This window comes from Paracoccus sp. PARArs4 (assembly GCF_947311865.1).
Classification (GTDB): Bacteria; Pseudomonadota; Alphaproteobacteria; order Rhodobacterales; family Rhodobacteraceae; genus Paracoccus; species Paracoccus zeaxanthinifaciens.
This window is the reverse complement of record NZ_CAMZMW010000007.1, coordinates 31,890-53,428: the sequence shown is the minus strand read 5'-3', so window position 1 is coordinate 53,428 and position 21,539 is coordinate 31,890. Positions and strand designations below refer to the sequence as shown.

The 21,539-nt window shown below is 66.5% G+C and carries 21 protein-coding genes; 6 read left to right on the top strand and 15 right to left on the bottom strand.

Annotation, left to right across the window (positions count from 1 at the left end; all coding sequences use genetic code 11):
• Window positions 1–25: 25 nt before the first annotated feature.
• Window positions 26–3,415 (bottom strand): indolepyruvate ferredoxin oxidoreductase family protein, encoded by a 3,390-nt coding sequence (locus QMZ16_RS07465; RefSeq protein ID WP_282602751.1) that lies wholly within the window; start codon window positions 3,413–3,415, stop codon window positions 26–28.
• 159 nt (window positions 3,416–3,574) lie between these two features.
• Between QMZ16_RS07465 and QMZ16_RS07460 the strand changes: the two genes are divergently transcribed.
• The 4 genes from QMZ16_RS07460 (at window position 3,575) to QMZ16_RS07445 (ending at window position 8,010) form a co-directional block, all read left to right on the top strand.
• Window positions 3,575–4,480, top strand: a complete 906-nt coding sequence (locus tag QMZ16_RS07460; RefSeq protein ID WP_022706656.1) for a LysR family transcriptional regulator — start codon at window positions 3,575–3,577, stop codon at window positions 4,478–4,480.
• Between the two features lie 336 nt (window positions 4,481–4,816).
• Entirely contained in the window at window positions 4,817–6,997 is a 2,181-nt protein-coding gene (purL, locus tag QMZ16_RS07455; protein ID WP_282602750.1) for a phosphoribosylformylglycinamidine synthase subunit PurL, read from the top strand.
• 54 nt (window positions 6,998–7,051) lie between these two features.
• Complete coding sequence (locus QMZ16_RS07450; RefSeq protein ID WP_282602749.1) at window positions 7,052–7,543, top strand: phosphatidylglycerophosphatase A; 492 nt, start codon at window positions 7,052–7,054, stop codon at window positions 7,541–7,543.
• Entirely contained in the window at window positions 7,540–8,010 is a 471-nt protein-coding gene (locus QMZ16_RS07445) for a CinA family protein (protein WP_282602748.1), read from the top strand. The genes QMZ16_RS07450 and QMZ16_RS07445 overlap by 4 nt, the downstream gene beginning before the upstream one ends.
• Here QMZ16_RS07445 and QMZ16_RS07440 read toward each other — a convergent pair.
• The 11 genes from QMZ16_RS07440 to QMZ16_RS07390 all read right to left on the bottom strand — a co-directional run bounded on the left by QMZ16_RS07440 (window position 8,001) and on the right by QMZ16_RS07390 (window position 17,800).
• The gene (locus QMZ16_RS07440; protein ID WP_282602747.1) at window positions 8,001–9,047 is read right to left on the bottom strand and encodes a beta-eliminating lyase-related protein; all 1,047 of its coding nucleotides are present in this window, start codon (window positions 9,045–9,047) and stop codon (window positions 8,001–8,003) included. The two genes, QMZ16_RS07445 and QMZ16_RS07440, sit on opposite strands and share 10 nt — an antisense overlap.
• Entirely contained in the window at window positions 9,044–9,484 is a 441-nt protein-coding gene (locus tag QMZ16_RS07435) for a YcgN family cysteine cluster protein (protein ID WP_028725634.1), read from the bottom strand. Before QMZ16_RS07435 ends, QMZ16_RS07440 begins: the two co-directional genes overlap by 4 nt.
• Entirely contained in the window at window positions 9,484–10,413 is a 930-nt protein-coding gene (locus tag QMZ16_RS07430; protein WP_282602746.1) for a bifunctional riboflavin kinase/FAD synthetase, read from the bottom strand. The genes QMZ16_RS07435 and QMZ16_RS07430 overlap by 1 nt, the downstream gene beginning before the upstream one ends.
• A 27-nt stretch (window positions 10,414–10,440) precedes the next feature.
• Entirely contained in the window at window positions 10,441–10,884 is a 444-nt protein-coding gene (locus QMZ16_RS07425; RefSeq protein ID WP_282602745.1) for a MaoC family dehydratase, read from the bottom strand.
• A 130-nt stretch (window positions 10,885–11,014) separates the two neighbouring features.
• A complete protein-coding gene (locus QMZ16_RS07420; RefSeq protein ID WP_282602744.1) occupies window positions 11,015–11,884 on the bottom strand; it encodes a TIGR01459 family HAD-type hydrolase in 870 nt (289 codons plus the stop codon).
• On the bottom strand, window positions 11,884–12,801 hold the full coding sequence (locus QMZ16_RS07415; RefSeq protein ID WP_282602743.1) for a manganese-dependent inorganic pyrophosphatase: 918 nt from the start codon (window positions 12,799–12,801) through the stop codon (window positions 11,884–11,886). The genes QMZ16_RS07420 and QMZ16_RS07415 overlap by 1 nt, the downstream gene beginning before the upstream one ends.
• Before the next feature lie 139 nt (window positions 12,802–12,940).
• A complete protein-coding gene (locus QMZ16_RS07410; protein ID WP_022706666.1) occupies window positions 12,941–13,450 on the bottom strand; it encodes a CarD family transcriptional regulator in 510 nt (169 codons plus the stop codon).
• A 275-nt stretch (window positions 13,451–13,725) separates the two neighbouring features.
• Complete coding sequence (gene fdxA / locus QMZ16_RS07405; protein WP_022706667.1) at window positions 13,726–14,064, bottom strand: ferredoxin FdxA; 339 nt, start codon at window positions 14,062–14,064, stop codon at window positions 13,726–13,728.
• A 29-nt stretch (window positions 14,065–14,093) separates the two neighbouring features.
• Window positions 14,094–14,408: an RNA-binding S4 domain-containing protein gene (locus QMZ16_RS07400; protein ID WP_282602742.1), complete on the bottom strand. Its 315-nt coding sequence runs from the start codon at window positions 14,406–14,408 to the stop codon at window positions 14,094–14,096.
• Window position 14,409: 1 nt separating this feature from the next.
• Complete coding sequence (locus tag QMZ16_RS07395; RefSeq protein ID WP_282602852.1) at window positions 14,410–17,211, bottom strand: helicase-related protein; 2,802 nt, start codon at window positions 17,209–17,211, stop codon at window positions 14,410–14,412.
• 10 nt (window positions 17,212–17,221) lie between these two features.
• Window positions 17,222–17,800: a tetratricopeptide repeat protein gene (locus tag QMZ16_RS07390; RefSeq protein ID WP_022706670.1), complete on the bottom strand. Its 579-nt coding sequence runs from the start codon at window positions 17,798–17,800 to the stop codon at window positions 17,222–17,224.
• Between the two features lie 62 nt (window positions 17,801–17,862).
• On the opposite strand from QMZ16_RS07390, the gene QMZ16_RS07385 reads away from it, so the two are divergent.
• Together QMZ16_RS07385 and QMZ16_RS07380 are read left to right on the top strand one after the other, a co-directional pair.
• The gene (locus QMZ16_RS07385) at window positions 17,863–18,147 is read left to right on the top strand and encodes an SCP2 sterol-binding domain-containing protein (RefSeq protein WP_022706671.1); all 285 of its coding nucleotides are present in this window, start codon (window positions 17,863–17,865) and stop codon (window positions 18,145–18,147) included.
• Between the two features lie 3 nt (window positions 18,148–18,150).
• Window positions 18,151–19,092: an alpha/beta hydrolase gene (locus QMZ16_RS07380; RefSeq protein WP_282602741.1), complete on the top strand. Its 942-nt coding sequence runs from the start codon at window positions 18,151–18,153 to the stop codon at window positions 19,090–19,092.
• On the opposite strand, the gene QMZ16_RS07375 is transcribed toward QMZ16_RS07380, so the two are convergent.
• Genes QMZ16_RS07375 through QMZ16_RS07365 form a run of 3 tightly spaced genes read right to left on the bottom strand, consistent with a single transcriptional unit; the run spans window position 19,089 to window position 21,539 of the window.
• A complete protein-coding gene (locus QMZ16_RS07375; RefSeq protein WP_282602740.1) occupies window positions 19,089–19,979 on the bottom strand; it encodes a hemolysin family protein in 891 nt (296 codons plus the stop codon). The genes QMZ16_RS07380 and QMZ16_RS07375 overlap by 4 nt on opposite strands.
• Entirely contained in the window at window positions 19,976–20,473 is a 498-nt protein-coding gene (ybeY, locus tag QMZ16_RS07370) for an rRNA maturation RNase YbeY (protein ID WP_282602739.1), read from the bottom strand. The genes QMZ16_RS07375 and ybeY overlap by 4 nt, the downstream gene beginning before the upstream one ends.
• Window positions 20,466–21,539 carry a PhoH family protein gene (locus tag QMZ16_RS07365; RefSeq protein ID WP_022706675.1) on the bottom strand — a complete coding sequence of 358 codons (1,074 nt, stop codon included), beginning with the start codon at window positions 21,537–21,539 and terminating at the stop codon, window positions 20,466–20,468. Before QMZ16_RS07365 ends, ybeY begins: the two co-directional genes overlap by 8 nt.

The window sequence follows — 21,539 nt, the reverse complement described above, 5'->3', positions numbered from 1 at the left end:
ACGCGGCACTTGCAAACGGTTCGCCTTACTCGGCGGCTTCACGCATTGGTGCGCCGCCCGATCGGAACTGGTCCAGCAGCTCGGCCCGGCGTTGCGCGGCCTCGGCGGCGGCCTTGGCCTTGACCGGGCCATAGCCCCGGACGGTCAGCGGAAGATCCGCCAGCTCGATCGCGATGGGCAGCGTGGCATCGGTCACGCCCGCGAAGATCTCGGCCATGTCGGCCTCGTATTCGCGGATCGCGCGGCGCTCCTCCCGCCGCTCGGACTGATATCCGAAGGGATCCAGCGGCGTGCCCCGGAGACCCTTGAGCGAGGCCAGCACCCGGAAGGCCCGCAGGATCCAGGGACCGAACTCGCGCTTCCTGGGCCGCCCGATGGCATCGGTGCCCGGCAGCATCGGCGGGGCAAGATGGAAGGTCAGGCGCGGCGCGTCCTCCCATTGTTCGGCAACGCGATCCGCGGTCTGCAGGTGAAGACGCGCGACCTCGTATTCGTCCTTGTATGCCAACAGCTTGTAGTAGCTTCTTGCGACGCTTTCGCGCAGTGCTTCGGGGGCCTTTCCGACCATCGCGCGATAGCGTTTCGCCAGCCGCCTGCCCTGATAGCCGACCAGCCGCTCGGCCCGATACTCGACCGGATCGGGCGGAAGCTCGGTCACCGTGGCGGGCGGGCGGACCTGGTCCGGGAAGGCAACCGCCCAACGCCCGATCTCGAAGGCGCGCAGGTTCTCGTCGACCTTGGCGCCGTTCAGCCTGATGGACTGCGCGATCGCGCCATGGCTCAGCGGGATCAGGCCCTGCTGCCACGCGCCGCCCAGCACCAGCATGTTGCTGTAGATCGAGTCCCCCAGCTTGCGCAGCGCAAGGTCGTTCGCATCGAAGAACGCGACCCGATCCTTCAATCGCGCCTGAAGCGACACCCGAAGCTGATCCGAGGGGATCTGGAAATCGCGGAAGCGCGTGAAATCGCCCGTGATGATCTCGTGGTCGTTGACCACGGCACCCGTGCGCCCCTGCGTCATCAGCCCAAGCGTCTTGGCGCCCGCGGACACCACAAGGTCGCCGCCGATGACGCAATCGGCCTCGCCGGTGGCCACGCGGATCGCGCTGATATCCTCGGGGCGGTCGGCAAGACGCAGGTGGATATGCACCGCGCCCCCCTTCTGGGCCAGGCCCGCCATCTCCATCATGCCGGCGCCCTTGCCGTCGATATGCGCGGCCTGCGCCAGCACCGCGCCGATGGTCACGACGCCCGTGCCGCCCACGCCGGTGATGACGATGTTATGCGTCCCGTTGATCGCGGGCAGCACGGGTTCGGGAAGGTCCGGCAGGTCCAGCGCCTCGGCCTTGGGGCGGCGCAGCTTGCCGCCGCTGACCGACACGAAGCTGGGGCAGAAGCCCTTCACGCAGCTGAAATCCTTGTTGCAGCTGGACTGGTCGATCTGCCGCTTGCGTCCCAGCTCGGTTTCCAGCGGCACGACCGACACGCAGTTCGACTGGACCGAACAATCGCCGCAGCCCTCGCAGACCTCGGGATTGATCCAGACACGGCGGTCCGGGTCCGGGAAGGTCCCCTTCTTGCGACGGCGCCTTTTCTCGGCCGCGCAGGTCTGGATATAGAGGATCGCGCTGACGCCCTTCACGCCCTCCAGCTCTCGCTGGACGTTCATGATCTCGGCGCGTTCCTCGAAGCGCATGCCGGACGGGAAGAGGCTGCGGTCGATCTCTTCCTTCTCGTCATAGACGGCGATGACGGGGTGAACGCCCATCGCCTGCAGTTCGGCCGCGATCTGATGCGCGGACAGCCCGCCCTCGTTCGGCTGGCCGCCGGTCATCGCCACGGCGTCGTTATACAGGATCTTGTAGGTGATGTTGGTCCCGGCAGCCTGCGCCGCACGGATCGCAAGGATCCCGGAATGGTTATAGGTTCCGTCCCCAAGGTTCTGGAAAACATGATCTCTTTTGCTGAACGGCGCTTCGCCGATCCAGTTCGCGCCCTCGCCACCCATATGGGTGAAGCCCTCGGTGTCGCGACCCATCCACTGCACCATGTAATGGCAGCCGATCCCGGCATAGGCGCGGCTTCCCTCGGGCAGCTTGGTCGAGCTGTTATGCGGGCAGCCCGAACAGAACCACGGCGTGCGGGTCGCGACCTCGGGGGCGTTGTCCGCGCGACGCACCTCGACCAGGCGGGTCAGCCCGGCGCGGACATGCTCGGTCCCGCGCCCCTCCTCGATCAGGATCTTCCCGATCTTCTCGGCGATCATCACGGGGTCGAGCGCATAGCGCGTCGGGAACAGCTCCTCGCCCGTGCGGTCGTGCTTCCATCCGTGGACGCGGCGACCGCGACGCTTGTCGAAGATCGCCTCCTTCAGCTGCACCTCGATCAGCTTGCGCTTCTCCTCGATGCAGATGATCAGTTCCAGATCCTCGGACCATTCCTGGATGGACTTCATGTCCATCGGCCAGGTCTGCCCGACCTTGTAGGTGGTCAGGCCCAGCCGCTCGGCCTCGGCCTCGTCGATGCCCAGCAGCGACAGCGCGTGGACCAGGTCCAGCCAGTTCTTGCCCGCGGCGACGAAGCCGATCTTGGCGCCGGGCTTGCCCCAGACGCGCCTGTCGATGCGGTTCGCACGGCTGAACGCCTCGGCGGCCCACCGCTTGTGGTCGATCATCCGTGCTTCCTGCAGCACGGGCGTATCGCCAAGCCGGATGTTCAGCCCGCCATCGGGCAGCACGCGATCGGGCGTCACGAAGGACATGCGGTGCGGATCGCCATCGACGACGGCGGTCGCCTCGACCGTGTCCTTCATTGTCTTCAGACCGGTCCACACCCCCGCATAGCGCGACAACGCAAAGCCATAGAGACCGTAATCCAGGATCTCCTGCACGCCTGCGGGCGACAGCACGGGGATATAGGCGTCGATCATCGCCCAGTCCGACTGGTGCAGCACGGTCGAGCTTTCGCCCGTATGGTCGTCGCCCATCGCCATGACGACGCCGCCATGCGGCGACGATCCCGCCATGTTGGCGTGCTTCATCACGTCGCCCGTACGGTCCACGCCCGGACCCTTGCCGTACCACAGGCCGAAGACGCCGTCGAAGCGCCCCTCGCCGCGCAGTTCCGCCTGTTGCGCACCCCAGATTGCCGTGGCGGCAAGATCCTCGTTCAGTCCCGGCTGGAACGTCACGCGCGCCTCGGCCAGACGCTTCCCCTCTCGCATCATGGCAAGGTCCACGCCGCCCAGGGGCGATCCGCGATACCCGGTGACCAACCCCGCCGTATTCAGCCCCGCGGCTTCGTCGCGTGCCGATTGCATAAGCATCAGCCGCACGAGTGCCTGCGTCCCGTTCAGCAGCACGTGACGTTTCGTCAGGTCGAAACGGTCCGAAAGTTTGAATTCCTGCTGGCTCATCCTGCTCTCCTCCCTCGCATGATGGCTTGCACCGGGGTCAGTATAGGTCAGCTTTGCTTACCAAAGAAGGAAAATCTTCACTTGACCTCGGGTTGCCTGTTTTGCAGGTGGGGGCTAGCCTTGCACTGGACGCATGGCTGACATGACGAGGCAGGAAACATGGACTGGGACAAGCTCAGAATCTTTCACGCGGTCGCCGATGCGGGCAGCCTGACCCATGCGGGCGACACGTTGCACCTGTCGCAGTCCGCCGTCAGCCGCCAGATCCGCGCCCTGGAAGAGGCTTTGGGCACCACGCTGTTCCATCGCCACGCCCGCGGCCTGATCCTGACCGAACAGGGAGAGCTGCTGTTCCAGGCGACATCCTCGATGGCGCGCAAGCTCGAAAGCGCCTCCGCGCGCATCCGCGACAGCGAAGAGAACGTCTTCGGTGAACTTAAGGTCACGACGCCGGTGGGCTTCGGCACCCTGTGGCTCGCGCCGCGGCTGGTCAAGCTCTATGAGAAGTATCCCGACCTGCGCATCGACCTGCTGCTGGAGGAACGCGTGCTGGACCTGCCCATGCGAGAGGCCGACGTCGCCATCCGCATGAAGGAGCCCAGCCAGTCCGACCTGATCCGTCGCCGCCTGCTGAACATCCGCATGCGGCTCTATGCGACGCCTGAATATGTCGAACAGCATGGCAAGCCCGAGACGCTGGAGGAACTGACCAAGCATCGGCTGATCTGCCAGAAGCCCGACCAGCCGCAGGTCGCTTCGGGCGCCCGCCTGGTCGAGACACTGATGGCGCAGAATGTCGGCTCGACGCTGACGGTGAACAACTACTTCGGAGTGCTGCAGGCGGTTCTGGCGAATCTGGGGATCGGGGTCCTGCCCGACTATCTGACCGCCGACCACCCCGAGCTGGTGCGCATCTTCCCCGATCTTGAATCGGGCGAAGTGCCGGTCTTCCTCGCCTATCCCGAGGAGCTGCGCCAGACGCGGCGCGTCGCCGTCTTCCGCGATTTCGTGCTGGAAGAGATCCAGGCCTATCGCCGCCACCAGTCCGAGGCTGGTCAATCGTAAGGCAACTGCCGAAATCGAAGGCAGTCTTTGCGCGAAAACCGCTGATCATGCGCGGTTTTCCACCCAAGGTTGCAGCTATTCTGCCACTGCATGGGTGATATGTTGCAGATGCGGCAATTCCGGCCTTGCGAAGTTCACACACTGCACATAGATCGGGCTTCGAAGGCGATGTCAGGCTTACAAGCTCATCACCTTCTACCTCCCTGTTGGACTTAGGCCGGGCCTCGTGCCCGGCTTTTTTTTGTCCCGCGTCGGGCGCCCCCTCGGCAGGGACTTCCCAAGGACCGTGACAAGCCCTACAAGGCGCGTGATTTCATGCGCAGGAAGGGCAATGGCATGCAGGAACCGACGATCACCCCCGAACTGATCGCCGCGCACGGGCTCAAACCCGAGGAATATGACAGCATCCTGCAGATCATCGGACGCGAACCCAGCTTTACCGAGCTCGGGATCTTCAGCGCGATGTGGAACGAGCATTGCTCCTACAAGTCCTCGAAGAAATGGCTGCGCACGCTGCATACCGAGGGCCCGCAGGTCATCTGCGGCCCGGGCGAGAACGCGGGCATCGTCGATATCGGCGACGGGCAGGCCGTGGTCTTCAAAATGGAGAGCCACAACCACCCCAGCTATATCGAGCCGCACCAGGGCGCCGCGACCGGCGTGGGCGGCATCCTGCGCGACGTCTTCACGATGGGCGCCCGCCCCATCGCCGCGATGGACGCGCTGTCCTTCGGCATGCCGGAGCATCCCAAGACCCCGCATCTGGTCAAGGGCGTGGTCGAGGGGATCGGCGCATATGGCAACGCCTTCGGCGTCCCGAACGTGGGCGGCGAGGTCCGCTTCCATCCCAGCTATAACGGCAACTGCCTGGTCAACGCCTTCGCGGCGGGCCTGGCGGATACGAACCGCATCTTCTACTCGGCGGCATCGGGCGTGGGCATGCCCGTCGTCTATCTGGGCGCCAAGACGGGCCGCGACGGCGTCGGCGGCGCGACCATGGCCAGCGCCGAATTCGACGACACGATCGAAGAAAAGCGTCCCACCGTGCAGGTCGGCGACCCCTTCACCGAGAAGAAGCTGCTCGAGGCCTGCCTGGAGCTGATGCAGACCGACAGCGTGATCTCGATCCAGGACATGGGCGCGGCGGGCCTGACCTGCTCGGCCGTGGAGATGGGCGACAAGGGCGGTCTGGGCATCAAGCTGATCCTGGACAACGTCCCGCAGCGCGAAGCCGCCATGACCGCCTACGAGATGATGCTGAGCGAGAGCCAGGAACGCATGCTCATGGTCCTCAAGCCCGAGAAGGAGGCCGAGGCCCGCGCCATCTTCGAGAAGTGGGACCTGGACTTCGCCATCGTCGGCGAAACCATCGCCGAGGATCGCTTCCTGATCGTCCATCGCGACCAGGTGATGGCGGACCTGCCGCTGTCCAAGCTGTCCTCCAGCGCGCCGGAATACGACCGCCCCTGGGTTGAAACCCCCGCAGCCGCCCCCGCCGAGGCCCTGCCCGCGATCGGTCCCATCGACGCGCTGCGCGCCCTGATCGGCAGCCCCAACCACGCCCACAAGGGCTGGGTCTGGGAACAGTACGACACGCAGGTCGGCGCCGATACCGTCCGTCGTCCGGGTCTGGGTGCCGGCGTCGTCCGCGTCCACGGCACGCAGAAGGCCATCGCCTTCACCAGCGACGTGACGCCCCGCTATGTCCGCGCGAACCCCTACGAGGGCGGCAAGCAGGCCGTGGCCGAAGCCTATCGCAACCTGTCCGCCGTGGGTGCGCTGCCGCTGGCCACGACCGACAACCTGAACTTCGGCAACCCCGAGAAGCCCGAGATCATGGGCCAGCTGGTCGGCGCCATCAAGGGCATCGGCGAGGCCTGCCGCGCGCTGGACTTCCCCATCGTGTCGGGCAACGTCTCGCTCTATAACGAGACCGACGGCAAGGGCATCCTGCCCACGCCCACCATCGGCGCGGTCGGCCTGATCGCGGACCTGTCCCAGATCATCGCGGGCCTGCCCGAGGACGGCGACGTGGCGCTGGTCATCGGCAAGACCGAAGGCCATCTTTCGCAGTCGGCCCTGGCATGGGAGGCATTCGGCCGCGAGGACGGCGACGCCCCGCATGTCGACCTGGCGACCGAGCGCAAGCATGGCGAGTTCCTGCGCGCGAACCGCAGCCACCTGCGCGGCGCGACCGACCTGTCCGAGGGCGGTCTGGCGCTGGCAGCCTTCGAGATGGCCGAGGGCGCAGGCATCGGTCTGCGGCTGACCAGCGGCGACATCGCCCAGCTGTTCGGCGAGGATCAGGCCCGCTATCTCGTCGCCTGCGACGCGAATGGTGCCCAGGCGCTGATCGCTGCCGCAGCCGAGGCCGGCGTCCCCGTCGCGCAGGTCGGCACCTTCGGTGGCCAGGCCGTGCAGTTCGGCGACGACGCCGCCGATCTGGCCGATCTGTCCGCGACCTTCCGCAGCGCGTTCGCCACCGCGATCGCGGGCGACGTGCCCGATCACGCCTGATCCGTCAGGGGCCGCCCCCCGCGGCCCCCGACCATCCCCAAGAAGGAACGGCGCATGGCAAGGCTTCTCTGCATCTGGTTCGGCGCGGGCCTTCTGCGCCCCGCACCCGGCACCTGGGGTTCGCTGATCGCGGTTGCGATGGGCGTGATCCTGCACCGGATCGGTCATTTCCCGCTGCTGGCGCTGGCGACCGGACTGGTGATCCTGCTGGGCTTCTGGGCCGTGCGCGTCCACACCGCCGGAATGGAGGATCCCGACCGCTCGGAAATCGTCATCGACGAGGTCGCCGGCCAGTGGCTGGCGCTGATGGCGCCCTCGTTCGGGTTCTGGCATGCGGGCCTGCCCGCCGACAGCTTCCCCTATCCGGGCTGGCTGGCGGCCTTCGCGTTCTTCCGCCTGTTCGACATCTGGAAGCCCTGGCTGGTCGGTCGCGCAGATCGCCGCCACGACGCGGCTGGCGTGATGATCGACGACCTGTGGGCGGGGATCTTCGCCGCGATTGCCACGATGGCGACCGCCGCCATCGCGCACGGGGTGCTGATGTGAGCCTCGCCTCGGATGCGCTCGATGCCGCGCGGGCGCGTGGCGTGATGATCGCAACTGCCGAAAGCTGCACCGGCGGCCTGATCTCAGGCGCATTGACCGAGATTCCGGGCAGCTCGGATGCCTTCGACCGGGGATTCGTCACCTATTCCAACGCGGCCAAGATGCAGATGCTGGGCGTGCGTCAGGAGACGCTGGCCCGCCACGGTGCCGTCAGCGAAGAGGTCGCCGCCGAGATGGCCGAGGGCGCGCTTCGCAATTCGGATGCGGGTATCGCCGTCGCGGTGACGGGCATCGCAGGCCCCGGCGGGTCCGAGCACAAGCCCGAAGGCCGCGTCTGCTTCGGCATCGCCGACAGCTTCGGGACGCGGACCCTGACCGAGGATTTCGGCGCAATCGGTCGCCAGGGCGTCCGCGCCGCAACCGTCAATCTTGCCCTGCGCCTGCTGATCGAGCGTGCTCAGCCCTGACCGCGAAGGATCGCGGCCAGCGCCTCGACCTCGGCGTCGGGCGTGTCCCATGCGCAGACGAGCCGGATCGAGATCGGATCGATCCCCGCCGCCGTCTTGTCGGGCCAGGGATAGTATTCCGCATCTGCCGCCATCGCGCGTTCATGGGTCGCCGCAGAGATCTCGGCAAAGACGGCGTTCGACTGCGCGGGGACCAGAAGGCGGCCGCCGCCCGCGACCACGGCTGCGGCAAGGACCTGCGCCTTGGCGTTGGCGTCCGTCGCCAGCCTGCGCCACAGCCCATCACCCGCCAGTGCCAGCATCTGCGCCGCAAGGAAGCGGTTCTTCGAGAAGACATGCCCGGCCTGCTTGCGGCGATAATCGAACCCCTCGGCCAGGGCCGGATCGAAGAAGACGACAGCCTCGGCGGCCATCGCGCCATTCTTGGTCCCGCCAAAGCACAGCGCATCGACCCCTGCCCGCCAGGTCAGATCGGCGGGCGCGGCCCCAAGATGCGCCGCCGCGTTCGAGAAGCGCGCCCCGTCCATGTGCAGCGGCAGACCCGCGGCATGCGTCTCGCGGGCCAGTTCCTGAACCTCGGGGATGTCATAGACGGTGCCCCACTCGGTCGCGTTGGTGATCGACACCATCGCGCTGCGCCCTTCGTTCAGACCGCCTGCGGCCCCCTGCTGCAGCGCGACATGCAGGATCTCGGGGTCAAGCTTGCCGTCAAGACCCGGCAGCGTCACCAGCTTGGCCCCATGAGAGAAGAATTCGGGCGCGGCGCATTCGCTGGTCTCGATATGGGCGTCGGCATGGCAGTAGATGCGCCCGAAAGACGGCGACAGCTGCGCGCAGACCAGGGCATTCGCCGCCGTGCCGGTCGAGACAAAGCGCACGACGGCCTCGGGGGCCTCGAACAGGTCGCGGATGGCCTCGATCGCCTCGGCGGTGATGTCGTCGCCACCATAGGGGCGCGCGGCACCGTCATTCGCGCGCTCCATCGCGCGGAACACGTCGGGATGGGCCGAACGCACGTTGTCAGAGGCGAAATTCATGTCAGATCCTCGATGATGTGATCTTCCCAATCGTCCTCGTCCACGGAAAGTTCATTCACGGTCCAGCCACGAACGCTTTCGCCCGCGCGATGGACGGCTTCGGGATCGCCCGAGATCAGGTGGTGCCAATCATGCAGCGGCTTGCCCTCGGACCGCAGGCGGTATGCGCAGGTGCCCGGAAGCCACCACGAGATCTCGTCCAGCTTGGCAGGGGTCAGCACCACGCAATCGGGCACGAAATCGTGCCTGTTGGGATAGGACGAGCACTGGCAGGTCTGGCCGTCCAGCAGCTTGCATGCGACGCGGGTGAAGGCCAGTTCGTCCGTGTCCTCGAACTCGATCTTGTTCAGACAGCACTTCCCGCAGCCGTCGCACAGCGCCTCCCATTCGGGGCGCGTCAGATCCTTGAGCGGCAGTTCCCAGAATTTCGGTCGCATCACTGCCCCGCCAGGATGGATCGGGCGCGGTCGGCATCGTCCTCGATCTGGCGGACAAGCGCATCCACGCCGTCGAAGGCCACCTCGTCGCGCAGGAACTCGACCAGCGCCACCGACAGGTGCTGTCCATACAGATCGCCGTTGAAGTCGAACAGATGCACCTCGAGATTGGGGGTGTTCTTGCCGAACATCGGGCGGACCCCAAGCGAGGCCACGCCCGTCGCGGGCCCCTTGTCCGGGCCGGTCAGCACGTCCACCAGAACGGCATAGACGCCAAGCCGCGGCAAATGCAGCCCGTCCATCGCCATATTGGCCGTGCGCCAGCCCAGTTCGCGGCCGCGCTTCTCGCCGTGGATGACCTCGCCGTCGATGCGGTGCCAGTGGCCAAGCATCCGCTCGGCCTTGCGGGTCTCGCCCTCGGTCAGCGCCTTGCGGATCGCAGTCGAGCTGTAGACCGCATCGCCGGACTGGATCAGCGGCTGGATCGTCACGCCAAAGCCCATCCGGCGCCCAAGTTCCTGCAGCATGGCGGCATCGCCCGCGCGCTTGGCACCGAACTTGAAATCCGCGCCGACCGTCACATGCGCCACGCCCAGCCCATCGACCAGAACGTCCCGCGCGAAGCCTTCGGGCGTCAGGCCCGCCAGCTCGGGGCCGAAGGGCAGCTCGTACAGGTGATCGACATGCAGGCGCGCCAGACGGTTCGCGCGGCTTTCGGCGTTCATCAGGCGGAACGGCGGCGCGTCGGGCTGGAACACCTCTCGCGGGTGGGGCTCGAAGGTCACGACCCCAAGCGGGCCGTCATGGGCGGCGCGCGCGGTGTCGATGACCGCGCGATGCCCCAGGTGGACGCCGTCGAAATTGCCCATCGCGACCGAGGCGCCCTTCGCGCCCGCAGCAATCGCGTGCCAATCGCGGTGGATATGCAAATGGGCCCCCTTCGGGGCCGCGCCCCGTCAGTCGAACTTGCGGCTTGGGGCCAGGACGACCGCCTCACCCTTCAGCACGACCGTATCGCCCACCAAACAGCGGGTTGCAAGCGTCACCCGCCGTTTCGAATGTTCGATCGACTGGACCGTCACCTCGGCCCGGACCGTGTCGCCGGGACGCACCGGCGCCATGAAGCGCAGCGTCTGCCCCAGGTAGACCGTGCCATGCCCCGGAAGCTGTTCCCCAATCACCGCCGAGATCAGCCCCGCCGTCAGCATGCCATGCGCGATCCGCCCTTCGAATATGGTATCGCGGGCGTAATCGTCGTCCAGATGCACGGGATTGCGGTCGGTCGAGACGGCGGCGAACATCTCGATGTCGTCGTCGGTGATCCGCTTCTGCAGGTACCGCGTCATCCCGATCTCGAGATCCTCGATGACGACGGTGCCGCGGGGAAGGTTATCAAGCATGGTGCCGCCCTTCTGACCAATATCGCGACTTTCTGCATAGCAGCGAAACAATATTAGTTCAAGAATGACATTGCGCGTGGCATTTTGTTGCTGACAGGCCCTGCGCGGAAACCGGCAGGGCCTGCAATTTTCAGCGAAGGCGCCCGATCGCGAAGGTCGGCTTGCGCCCCTGGCGCTTCAGCCAATCCTCCAGCATGTCGCCCTGCGGGTTTTCGACATCATCGCCGAACTCTTCGGCGGCAAGACCGCCCGTGACGAAGATGCTGTCGATGCCCTGATCCTCGGCGCCCTCGATATCGGTGAAGATCCCGTCACCGACCGCAAGGAAGCGCGCGTCGCCGCCCAACCCGAGGATCTTGCGTGCGCGGTCATAGATCGGCGCATGCGGCTTGCCGAAATACAGCGCCTTGCCGCCCAGCTCCTCGTAGTATTTCGCCAGCGCGCCCGCGCAGTAGATGCGGCTGTCGCCCATGTCGACCACGATGTCGGGATTGGCGCACAGCATCGGCAGCCCGCGTTCCAGCGCATCCCGAAAGCGGTCGGCGTAATGCTCGGGGGTCTCGTTCTCTTCGTCGAAGGGACCCGAGGCGACGATGCCTTGGGCCTCGGACAGATCGACCCGCGTGATGGCGGGCGCGTCCTCGAAGCCCTCGGGAATGTCGGTGAAGAAGCCGTCATCCTTGGGCTGACCGATATGCCAGACCTCCGTGCCGACGGCGCCCTGGAACAGAGCCTCCTGCGCGGCATCGCCCGAGCTGACGACGATGTCCCATGCGTCGCGCGGCACGCCCATGCGGTCCAGCTGCGCGATCACGTATTGGTTCGGGCGGGGCGCGTTGGTCATCAGGCAGACCTTGCCGCCCGCCTGCCGATAGGCCCGAAGCGCCTCGACCGCGGCCTCGTAGGGCTGCTTGCCGTTGTGCAGGCAGCCCCAAAGATCGCAGAACAGCGCATCGTAGCTGGCCGAGATTTCGGCCAGCGAAGCGATGATGCGGGTCATCAGACGGCCAGGACCGGGATGATCTGCTTCTTGCGGCTGACGACGCCCGGAAGCACGACGGTATCGCCGGTGACGGTCACGCCGAAGCTGCGCTCGGCCACCGATTTCACGAACTCGTTCGGGACCAGAAGGGTCGCCTCTTCGCGCAGGATGTCCACGATGAACAGCAGCACCTCGTCGGCGCCGTCGGCAGCGGCCACGCCCGGCATGGCGGCCATCAGGCTGTCCTTGCGGTCCAGCAGGACCTGCGGCGCGGTGGTTTCAAGGACCGAGACGCGCAGCTGCTTGCCGCCCAGCTCGTATTCCTTGCTGTCCATCTTCAGCAGCGCGTCATCCGCGAATGCGCTGACATCCGACTTGGCGGCGAACATCTCGGCTGCGTATTCCGGGATGTCGATGCCCAGCTCGGCGGCCAGTTTCTCGGCCACGGCGCGGTCGTGATCGGTGGTGGTCGGGCTGCGGAATTCCAGCGTGTCGGAAAGGATGCAGGTCAGCATCGCGCCCTTCACCCAGTCGGGCGCACCCGCGACGGCATCGCCCATCAGGTCGTGCATGATGGTCGCGGTGCAGGCCAGCGGACGGATGGTGATGTTGATCGGGCTGCGCGTCTTGATGCCGCCGACCAGCATGTGGTGGTCGATGATCTCCAGCACGTCCGCATCGTTGATCGAGGCGGGCAGCTCTGCCGGGTTGTTCGTGTCCACGATGACGCATTTGTCGCCCGCAGCCACGTCCGAGATCATGCCGGGCTTCGGCAGGTCCCAACGCGACAGCATCCAGGCGGCCTCGGTGTTCGGCTCACCCTGCAGGACGGCTTCGGCCGGGGTCTTGCGGACCTCGTTCAGATACCAGGCCCAGACGATGGGCGAGCCGGTCGAATCGGTGTCGGGGGCCGTGTGGCCGAATACCTTGATCATATGCGCCTCGGGTTTTTGGCATTACGTTTTCGCGTCGGGTTATAGGGCGCACGGCAAGCGTTGTCCACGACCGGAACAACGCCCGCCGGACATGAAAAAGGGCGCCCGAAGGCGCCCCGTTCCGGTCGATGTCCGAGGATCACGCGGCGCGCGACATCAGAACCTCTTCGACGCGCTTCTGCGCGCCACCTTCGTCCAGCCCGCCGACGGCCGCGACTTCGCGGGTCAGGCGGTCCAGCGCGGCCTCGTACAGCTGACGCTCGGAATAGGACTGCTCGCGCTGGTCGTCGCTGCGATGCAGGTCGCGCACGACCTCGGCGATGGACAGCAGATCGCCCGAGTTGATCTTCTGTTCGTATTCCTGCGCACGGCGCGACCACATCGCGCGCTTGACGCGGGCCTTGCCCTTCAGCGTCTCCAGCGCACGGTCGATCAGGTCGGGCGAGGCCAGCCCGCGCATCCCGATCTCGGCCGCACGCGAGGTCGGCACGCGCAGGGTCATCTTGTCCTTGTCGAACGAGATGACGAACATCTCCAACCTCAGTCCGGCGACTTCCTGCTCTTCGATCGACACGATGCGACCGACCCCATGTGCCGGATAGACGACAAAATCATCGGGGCGGAATTCGTTCTTCTTGGATTTCGACATATGGCTTCCTCTGAATGCGCCCCTTTTCCGCAGGGCGCAAAAAACCGCAGGAGGCTGCCGCCACCTTCGGTCCATCCTATTTCATGTCTTGTTCCCTGGCCCGGCAGAGGGCTGGGATCGGCAGCATAGTCGCAGGCGGACGGGTTGAGCCCCCGTGCGACCTGCGCGATTGGTCATGTATAACACAAAAATGACGCCGAAAAAAGCGCTCTCGACGCATGAAGGGCACCCTGGCCACGGATGGGCGGGTGCGGACCGTCACCTTGGCGCGGGGATCAGTCCCCTTCGCCCGGTGCCTCCGAGAAGTATTTCTCGAGCTTGCCTTCCACGCCGTCCATCTCGGCGGCCTGGGGCATCGGGTCCTTCTTCTGGGTCAGGACCGGCCATTGCTCGGAATACTTGCGGTTGAACTCGACCCACTGCTCCATGTCCGGCTCGGTATCGGGGCGGATCGCATCGGCGGGGCATTCGGGTTCGCAGACGCCGCAATCGATGCATTCGTCGGGATGGATGACCAGCGTGTTCTCACCCTCGTAGAAGCAGTCGACGGGACATACCTCCACGCAATCGGTGTATTTGCACATGATGCAGTTGTCAGTCACGACGTAGGTCATGTCACGCTCCGTTGGGTCCGGGGCGCTGATTACGCCTGTGCCTGATCGCTTGCAAGACCGGGGTGGCGAAAAGACGCGTCCTGCGCCTCGGCATAGAGGGCCTGCGCCTCGGGGGCCGGACCGCGGCGATCGCCCAGGGCCACCACCGTCAGGGTGCGGACGCGGCCATGCGCCGACAGGGTCAGCACGTCGCCGGGACGGACGGCCTTGCCGGGCTTGCGGCAAGGCTGACCGTTGATGCGCAGCCCGCCCCCTTCGATCCGTCCGGCCGCAAGGCCGCGCGTCTTGAAGAGGCGGGCGTGGAAAAGCCACTTGTCCAGCCGGAGGCCGGGCTGCGCATCCAACTTACTTCTGGTCCTTCAGCTGCGCGAGGATCGCGAAGGGGCTGTCGGGATCGGCTTTCTTCTCGGGGCGCGAGGAATAGGTCTTGGGCGCCTGCGATGCAGGCTTGCCGCCCTTGCCCTTGCGCGCGGGCTTGCCGCCCTGCCCTTCGCGGCGTTCACCGCGCGGTGCACCGTCCTTCTGGCCGCGACGGCCCTGACCCTGCGGACGATCGCCCTGAGGGCGACGGTTGCCGCGCGGCTTGGGCGCCCAACGGAAGGTATAGAAGACCTCGTTCTCGACCTCGGCGGGGGCTTCCTCGGCCTCGCCTTCGGCTGCCCGCTTCTCGGCCTGCTCGGCCTCCCATTTCGCGCGGGTCTCGGCGGCAAGCACCGATTCCTCTTCGGTCATGGGGGCATCGCCCTGTGCCGGGGCCTCGGTGACCGGGGCCGCCTTGGCCTTCGGACGCTCGCCCTTCTCGGCGGCATAGCCCAGGCCCTGCATCAGGCCCGCGAACTGTTCCAGCGTCATGCCCGTGATCGACAGCATGTCGGGATTCGCCTCGAAGCCGCCGCGCGTGTCCTGCGCGCGCAGAAGGTCGGCCAGACGCTCCAGCATGTCGATGCGGATCGCACGCTCGCCCGCGGGACGATAGCCCGACAGCGTGTAGACCGTATCGGCCAGGTCCGGCAGATGCGGAATGGTGACCAGGCCCGGCGGGGGGCTTTCGGGGAATTCGGCAAGCCCCTCGTGCAGCGACCACAGCACCAGGCGCAGGCGCGTCGGCGCGGGCTTCAGCAGCGCGGGCATGAAGATGGTGAACTGGCCGAAGCGGACGCCGTGCTTGCGCAGCTGGCCGCGGGCCTCCTGGTCCAGCTCCTTGACCTCGTTCGCGACGCCGTCGCGCGGCAGGACGCCAAGGGCCTCGACCATGCGGAACGCGAAGCCGCGCGCAAGGCCGGTCAGGGCCTCGTCCTTGCTCATGACCAGAAGCGGCTCGAACAGGGCCGCGACCTTGCGGTCGATGAAATGCTGCAGGCGGCGGCGCACCTTCTCGGCGATGTCGGCACCGGCCTCGTCATCGACGAAGGCCTCGACGCCGGGGTTCAGCGGGTCCGACCCGCGGACCAGCTTGCCCACGGCCGCGTCGCCCCACATGAGGCCGCCCTGCTCGGTAAAGTCCATCTCGGTGTCGGGCGCGTTGTAGAAGCGGTCCGCGCGCAGGTGGAATTCCGGGCGCAGCGCCTCGTAGCTTGCGCGGTTCAGCATCTTCGCCTCGTCCGCCGTCGCGGTCTGGTCGGGGCGGAAGCGGAAGCCTTCCAGCCGGCCGGCGAATTCGCCCTCGACCGACACTTCGCCCTTATCGTTCACTTCGGCCACAAGGCTCTCCTTCTGCTTGAGCCGGCGCAGAAGCACTGATGTGCGCCGGTCCACAAATCGTTGCGTCAGCGCCGCGTGCAGCGCATCTGACAGGCGGTCTTCTACAGCGCGAGTTTCCGCGCGCCAATGCTTTTCGTCCTGAACCCAGCCGCTTCTTTGCGCGACATAGGTCCATGTGCGAATATACGCCAATCTCTTGGATATGGCGTCGATATCGCCATGGGTCCGGTCGATCCGGCGGATGGCCTTCTCCAGCCACTCGGCGGGAATCGTTCCTTCCTGAAGGAAACCGAAGATCCGCTGCAGCAGCGTGGCATGTTCCATCGACGAGATGCCGCGGAAATCGGGAACCCGGCAGACATCCCACAGCAGCTTCACGTCGCGGCCGTTCTGCACGCGGTCGCGGATCTCGGGGATCTCTCGCAGGATCTTCAGCGCGCCCAGGTCGTCGGCCTCGCGGCCCCGGACCAGGATCTCGTGCTCGGGCGAGGTCTCGAGGCTGGCGACCAGCCGGTCCATCGTCCCGAATTCCAGCTTGGGGTTGCGCCACATCAGCCGCTGGATGGGGGCGAAGCGGTGGTTCTCCAGCGCCTCGATCAGGCCGTCGTCCAGGATGCGCGCCTCGCCGGTCACGCCGAAGGTGCCGGATTCGGTGTGGCGCCCCGCGCGACCGGCGATCTGGCCCAGTTCATGGGGGAACAGTTCGCGGACGCGGCGACCGTCGAACTTGTGCGTCGCGCTGAAGGCGACGTGCCGGATATCCAGGTTCAGGCCCATCCCGATGGCATCGGTCGCCACCAGGTAATCGACCTCTCCGGCCTGGTACATCTCGACCTGGGCGTTGCGCGTGCGGGGGGACAGCGCACCCATGACGACCGCGCAGCCGCCCTTCTGGCGGCGGATCAGTTCGGCGGTGGCATAGACGTCGTCCACACTGAAACCCACGACCGCGCTGCGTGCGGGCATGCGCGACAGCTTCTTCGACCCCGCCCAGGACAGGGTCGAGAAACGCTCTCGCCGGACGAATTGCGCCTCGGGGACCAGTGCGGCGATCGCGGGGCGCATCGTGTCGCTGCCCAAGAACATCGTTTCCTGCAGGCCGCGCATGTGCAGCAGGCGGTCGGTGAAGACATGGCCGCGTTCGGGATCGGCGCAAAGCTGGATCTCGTCGATGGCGACGAAATCCGCGCCGATCTGGGGCATGGCCTCGGTCGTGGCGACCCAGTAGTGCACGCGATCGGGAACGATCCGTTCCTCGCCGGTGACCAGCGCCACGACGGACGGGCCGCGCGCGGCGACGATGCGGTCATAGACCTCGCGCGCAAGCAGCCGCAGCGGCAGGCCGATCACGCCGGTCCTGTGCGCCAGCATCCGCGTGATGGCGTGATGGGTCTTGCCCGTGTTCGTGGGGCCGAGAATGGCGGTGATCCGCCCGCGGGTCATCATGTTCATGCCCTCAGATATCGGTGCCGATGCGCGCGCGTTCCAGACGTGCGACGCCATCGATCGCTTCCTGCTGGTGGGGGTGGATCGCAAGGCTTGCGCGATAGGCGTCCAGCGCGCGGTCCTCCTGGCCCAGCTCTTCGAGCATCGCGCCCAGCTGCGTCAGGGCGATGAAGTGGCGCGGCTCCAGCTCCAGCGTGCGCCCCAGGTCGGCCAGCGCGGGTCCGACCTGATCGGATGCCGCGAACGCCGCAGCCCGCGCCTGATAGGCCGCGGCGAAATCGGGCGCATGGTCGATCAGCGCGGTCAGGTGCCCGATGGCCGCCGGAAGGTCGCCCTGATCCAGCGCGGCCTCGCCCCGCTGCAGCAGGACGTCCATCGAGGCCGATCCGGAACGGGACCATTCACGCAGGATGTCGGCCTCGGCGATGCGCCAGCCCTCGCCCGTGGGGCGGGCCAGCCGGTCGAACGCGTCGGCCAGCGGATCGGCCGCTGCGGGCGTCGTCAGGGTTGCAAGAACGATGAAAATCGTCAGAACTCGATGACGCAGTGCCGCGACGGCATTATGGAAAACGTTACGATCCGCGCTCATAACGGCAGCTGTAACCCAGCCCGCATGTCGGGCGCCAGACCAAGCGCGCTGAAAGGAAGAAAATGAGCGATGTTGTGACCAAGGCCGTCGAGAAACTGGGCCAGAAGATCGACAGCTTCGATTCGACCGCGAAATTCGTGATCGAAGACGAAGGCGCGATCATGATCGACGAGGCCGGCGTGCGCGAAGGCGACGAAGAGGCCGACGTGACCCTGACTGCCACGCGCGACGTGTTCGAGGGTATCCTGAACGGCGACGTGAACCCCGCGACCGCCTTCATGACCGGCAAGCTGAAGATCGACGGCTCGATGGGCGTCGCGATGGCCCTGGGCCAGAAGCTGTCCTGATCCATGCAGCCCGCACCCTTCAACCGCCTGGATGGCAGCCCCGAGGTTCCGGCAAGGGCCTTCTGGCTGCAGGCGGATGACGGGGTGCGGCTTCGCACGGCCCATTGGCCCTGCGAGACGGCGGCCCGGGGCAGCATCCTGCTGTTCCCCGGCCGCACCGAATATGTCGAGAAATACGGAACCGTCGCCGCGCGGCTGAATGCCGAGGGCTATGACGTGATCGCCATCGACTGGCGCGGCCAGGGCATGTCCGACCGGCTGCAGTCCGATCCGCGCCCCGGCCATGTCGGCGAATTCGCCGACTACCAGCGCGACGTGATCGAACTGGTCGTCGCCGCCGAGGAGCTGGAGCTGCCGAAGCCCTGGCACCTTCTGGGTCATTCGATGGGCGGCTGCATCGGGCTTGCGGCGCTGGAAGCTGGGCTGCCGGTCCGGACTGCGGTCTTCTCGGCCCCGATGTGGGGGATCAACCTGCGCCGGTTCCATACCGGCATCGCGACGGGCATCGCCTATCTGGCCGGACGGCTGGGTCGCGGTGGACTGGCCGCCCCCGGCAGCGGCGGCGGGGCATCGACCTATCCGCTGGACGAAAGCTTCAACGCCAACCTGCTGACCCATGACGTGGACGAATGGTCGCGCCTGCTGCGCCAATGCGCGGCATGGCCGGACCTGACCATCGGCGGCGCCAGCTTCGACTGGGTGGGCAAGGCGCTGAACGAATGCGCGCGGCTGTCCCGCATCCCGTCGCCCGCGATCCCGATGACGGTCTCGCTGGGGTCCGAGGAGAAGATCGTGTCGCATCAGGCCATCCGCGACCGCGCCGCGAACTGGCCGGACGGACGCCTGCTGATGATCGAGGGCGCCCGCCACGAGGTGATGATGGAAACCCCCGACCTGAAGGAGATCTTCTGGCAGGGGGCACTGGAACGCTTCGCCGGGGTCTAGCTCGGTTCTTCCTGCTTCACTTCGCGTTCGGACGGGGTCGCCACGCTTGGCAGGCGCATCCGCACGCGCTTGATGCGACGGGGATCGGCATCGACCACCTCGAACTCGGCGCCGGAATCGTGGGTGATCACCTCTCCGCGCAGGGGGACGCGACCGGTCAGCATGAAGATCAGGCCGCCAAGCGTGTCCACCTCTTCCTCGACCTCGCTGTCGAGCAGCTTCATCCCTGTCTCTTCCTCGACATCGCCAAGGCCGGCCTTCGCCTGGAACAGCCACTGCCCGGTCTTCTCGTGGACCCAGAGACCGGCTTCCTCCTCGTCATGCTCGTCCTCGATCTCGCCGATGACCTGTTCGATAAGGTCCTCGATGGTCACAAGGCCGTCCACCCCGCCATATTCGTCGATCACCAGCGCCATGTGGCTGCGCTTCTGCTGCATCTGCTGCAGCAGCACGCCGATCGGCATCGAGGGCGGCACGTACAGAAGCGGGCGCAGCATCGGGCGCAGCGTGAACTTGCCGCCCTGCCCGAAGCCGTGCTTCAACGCCAGATCCTTGAGGTGGATCAGCCCGAGGGGGCTGTCCAGCGTACCGCGGAAAACCGGAATGCGCGAGAAGCCATGTTCGCGGAACATCGTGACCAGGTCGTCCAGCGTCACGTTCAGCGGCGCGGCGATGATCTCGACCTTGGGGATCGCGACATCGTCGACGCGCATCCGGCGCAGGTTCATCAGGCCGGGCGCGCGGTTGCCGGGGCTGTCCCCGTCGCCGTCGCCGGCCTCATCCTCTTCGGCCCCGTTGAAGGCGGCAAAGAAACGGCCGAAGAAACCGCGCGAGTTGCGGTCTTCGCCCTCTTCGTCGTCTTCGGGTAATCGGGCCTCGGAATTCATGGCAGGTTCTCCCTGTAGGGGTCTGGAATATCGAGCGTTTCAAGGATCAGGCGCTCGGCCTGTTCCATCCGCTCGGCGTCGGGGTCGTTCTCGTGGTCGTAGCCCAGCAGATGCAGGGTCGCATGGACCAGAAGATGCTGGACGTGATCGGCGAAGGGCTTGCCCTGGTCGCGGGCCTCGGCCTCGCAGGTCTCGAAGGCGATGGCGATGTCGCCAAGCTCTTCCTCGTCGGGCAGTTCGGGCATCTCGCCGGGTTCATGGGGGACATGCTCGACCCCCGGCCACGACAGCACGTTGGTCGCGCGGGGCTTGCCCCGGAAATCGGCGTTCAGCGCGGCGATGCGGGCGTCGTCGCAGCCCATGACCACGACTTCGCCGCCGATCTCGTGCCATTCCAGCGCGGCGGTGACGGCGCGGGCCGCAAGGGCTTCAAGCCCCGCGGCCTCCCATCGTTCGTCCTCGATGACGCAATCGGCCGTAATCTGGTCAGGCATCGTTTCGCATTGCTCGGCGGGGGACATATTGCCCACGCCCTTCCTCTTTGCCGCCGGCAAGCGCCGTGGCTTCCTCGGCGTCATACGCCTTGATGATGCGCGCGACAAGCGGGTGACGCACGACGTCATCCGCCGTGAAGTAGCTGAAGCTGATCCCGTTCACGCCCTTGAGGATGCGTTCCGCGTCTACAAGGCCCGATTCCATGCCGCGCGGCAGGTCGATCTGGGTGCGGTCGCCGGTGATGACCATGCGCGACCCTTCGCCCAGACGGGTCAGGAACATCTTCATCTGCATGCTGCTGGCGTTCTGGGCCTCGTCCAGCACGACGAAGGCGCGGGCCAGGGTGCGACCGCGCATGAAGGCCAGGGGCGCGATCTCGATGCGCTTCTCCTCGACCAGCTTCTGCATCTGCTTGGCCGGAAGGAAGTCGTTCAGCGCATCATAGAGCGGCTGCATGTAGGGATCGACCTTCTCCTTCATGTCGCCGGGAAGGAAGCCCAGCCGCTCGCCCGCCTCGACGGCGGGGCGCGACAGGATGATCTTGTCGACATGGCCGCCGATCAGCATGGTGACGCCGACCGCGACGGCAAGATAGGTCTTGCCGGTGCCCGCAGGCCCGATGCCGAAGGCCAGTTCGTTCTGGAACAGCGACCGGACATAGGCCTTCTGCGCATCCGTGCGCGGCTCGACCGATTTCTTGCGGGTGCGCAGCTCGTAATTGCCCTGCGCGAACATCTCCAGCTGCTCGTCGGGGCTGACCTCGGGGCTGGGTTCGACACCCATGCGCAGCGCTGCCTCGACCTCGGCCAGGCTGACGGGCTTGTGCTGTTCCAGACGGGCATAGAGGCCGTTCAGAAGCTGCGCGGCCTCGGCCTGGGCCTCGGGGCCGCCCACGACGGCCAGCTGGTTGCCACGGCGCAGGATATGCACGCCAAGCGCCTCCTCGATGCGTGCAAGATGCCGGTCATTGGCACCGCACAGGTCGATCAGCAGCCGGTTGTCGGGGAATTCCAGCAGGGTTTCCGCGGCGGGGGTGGTGACGGGGGGCGTCGGCGAAAGGCCCAA

Bases quoted from the DNA above. Each gene is read 5' to 3' on its own strand.
- QMZ16_RS07380 (WP_282602741.1), top strand. From the start codon at position 18,151: ATGCAGCCCGCACCCTTCAACCGCCTGGATGGCAGCCCCGAGGTTCCG.
- QMZ16_RS07435 (WP_028725634.1), bottom strand. From the start codon at position 9,484: ATGCGACCGAAATTCTGGGAACTGCCGCTCAAGGATCTGACGCGCCCC.
- QMZ16_RS07390 (WP_022706670.1), bottom strand. From the start codon at position 17,800: ATGAGCGCGGATCGTAACGTTTTCCATAATGCCGTCGCGGCACTGCGT.
- QMZ16_RS07465 (WP_282602751.1), bottom strand. From the start codon at position 3,415: ATGAGCCAGCAGGAATTCAAACTTTCGGACCGTTTCGACCTGACGAAA.
- QMZ16_RS07440 (WP_282602747.1), bottom strand. From the start codon at position 9,047: ATGAATTTCGCCTCTGACAACGTGCGTTCGGCCCATCCCGACGTGTTC.
- QMZ16_RS07385 (WP_022706671.1), top strand. From the start codon at position 17,863: ATGAGCGATGTTGTGACCAAGGCCGTCGAGAAACTGGGCCAGAAGATC.
- purL (WP_282602750.1), top strand. From the start codon at position 4,817: ATGCAGGAACCGACGATCACCCCCGAACTGATCGCCGCGCACGGGCTC.
- QMZ16_RS07415 (WP_282602743.1), bottom strand. From the start codon at position 12,801: ATGATCAAGGTATTCGGCCACACGGCCCCCGACACCGATTCGACCGGC.
- QMZ16_RS07375 (WP_282602740.1), bottom strand. From the start codon at position 19,979: ATGAATTCCGAGGCCCGATTACCCGAAGACGACGAAGAGGGCGAAGAC.
- QMZ16_RS07410 (WP_022706666.1), bottom strand. From the start codon at position 13,450: ATGTCGAAATCCAAGAAGAACGAATTCCGCCCCGATGATTTTGTCGTC.
- QMZ16_RS07450 (WP_282602749.1), top strand. From the start codon at position 7,052: ATGGCAAGGCTTCTCTGCATCTGGTTCGGCGCGGGCCTTCTGCGCCCC.
- QMZ16_RS07425 (WP_282602745.1), bottom strand. From the start codon at position 10,884: ATGCTTGATAACCTTCCCCGCGGCACCGTCGTCATCGAGGATCTCGAG.
- fdxA (WP_022706667.1), bottom strand. From the start codon at position 14,064: ATGACCTACGTCGTGACTGACAACTGCATCATGTGCAAATACACCGAT.
- QMZ16_RS07420 (WP_282602744.1), bottom strand. From the start codon at position 11,884: ATGACCCGCATCATCGCTTCGCTGGCCGAAATCTCGGCCAGCTACGAT.
- ybeY (WP_282602739.1), bottom strand. From the start codon at position 20,473: ATGCCTGACCAGATTACGGCCGATTGCGTCATCGAGGACGAACGATGG.
- QMZ16_RS07460 (WP_022706656.1), top strand. From the start codon at position 3,575: ATGGACTGGGACAAGCTCAGAATCTTTCACGCGGTCGCCGATGCGGGC.
- QMZ16_RS07395 (WP_282602852.1), bottom strand. From the start codon at position 17,211: ATGATGACCCGCGGGCGGATCACCGCCATTCTCGGCCCCACGAACACG.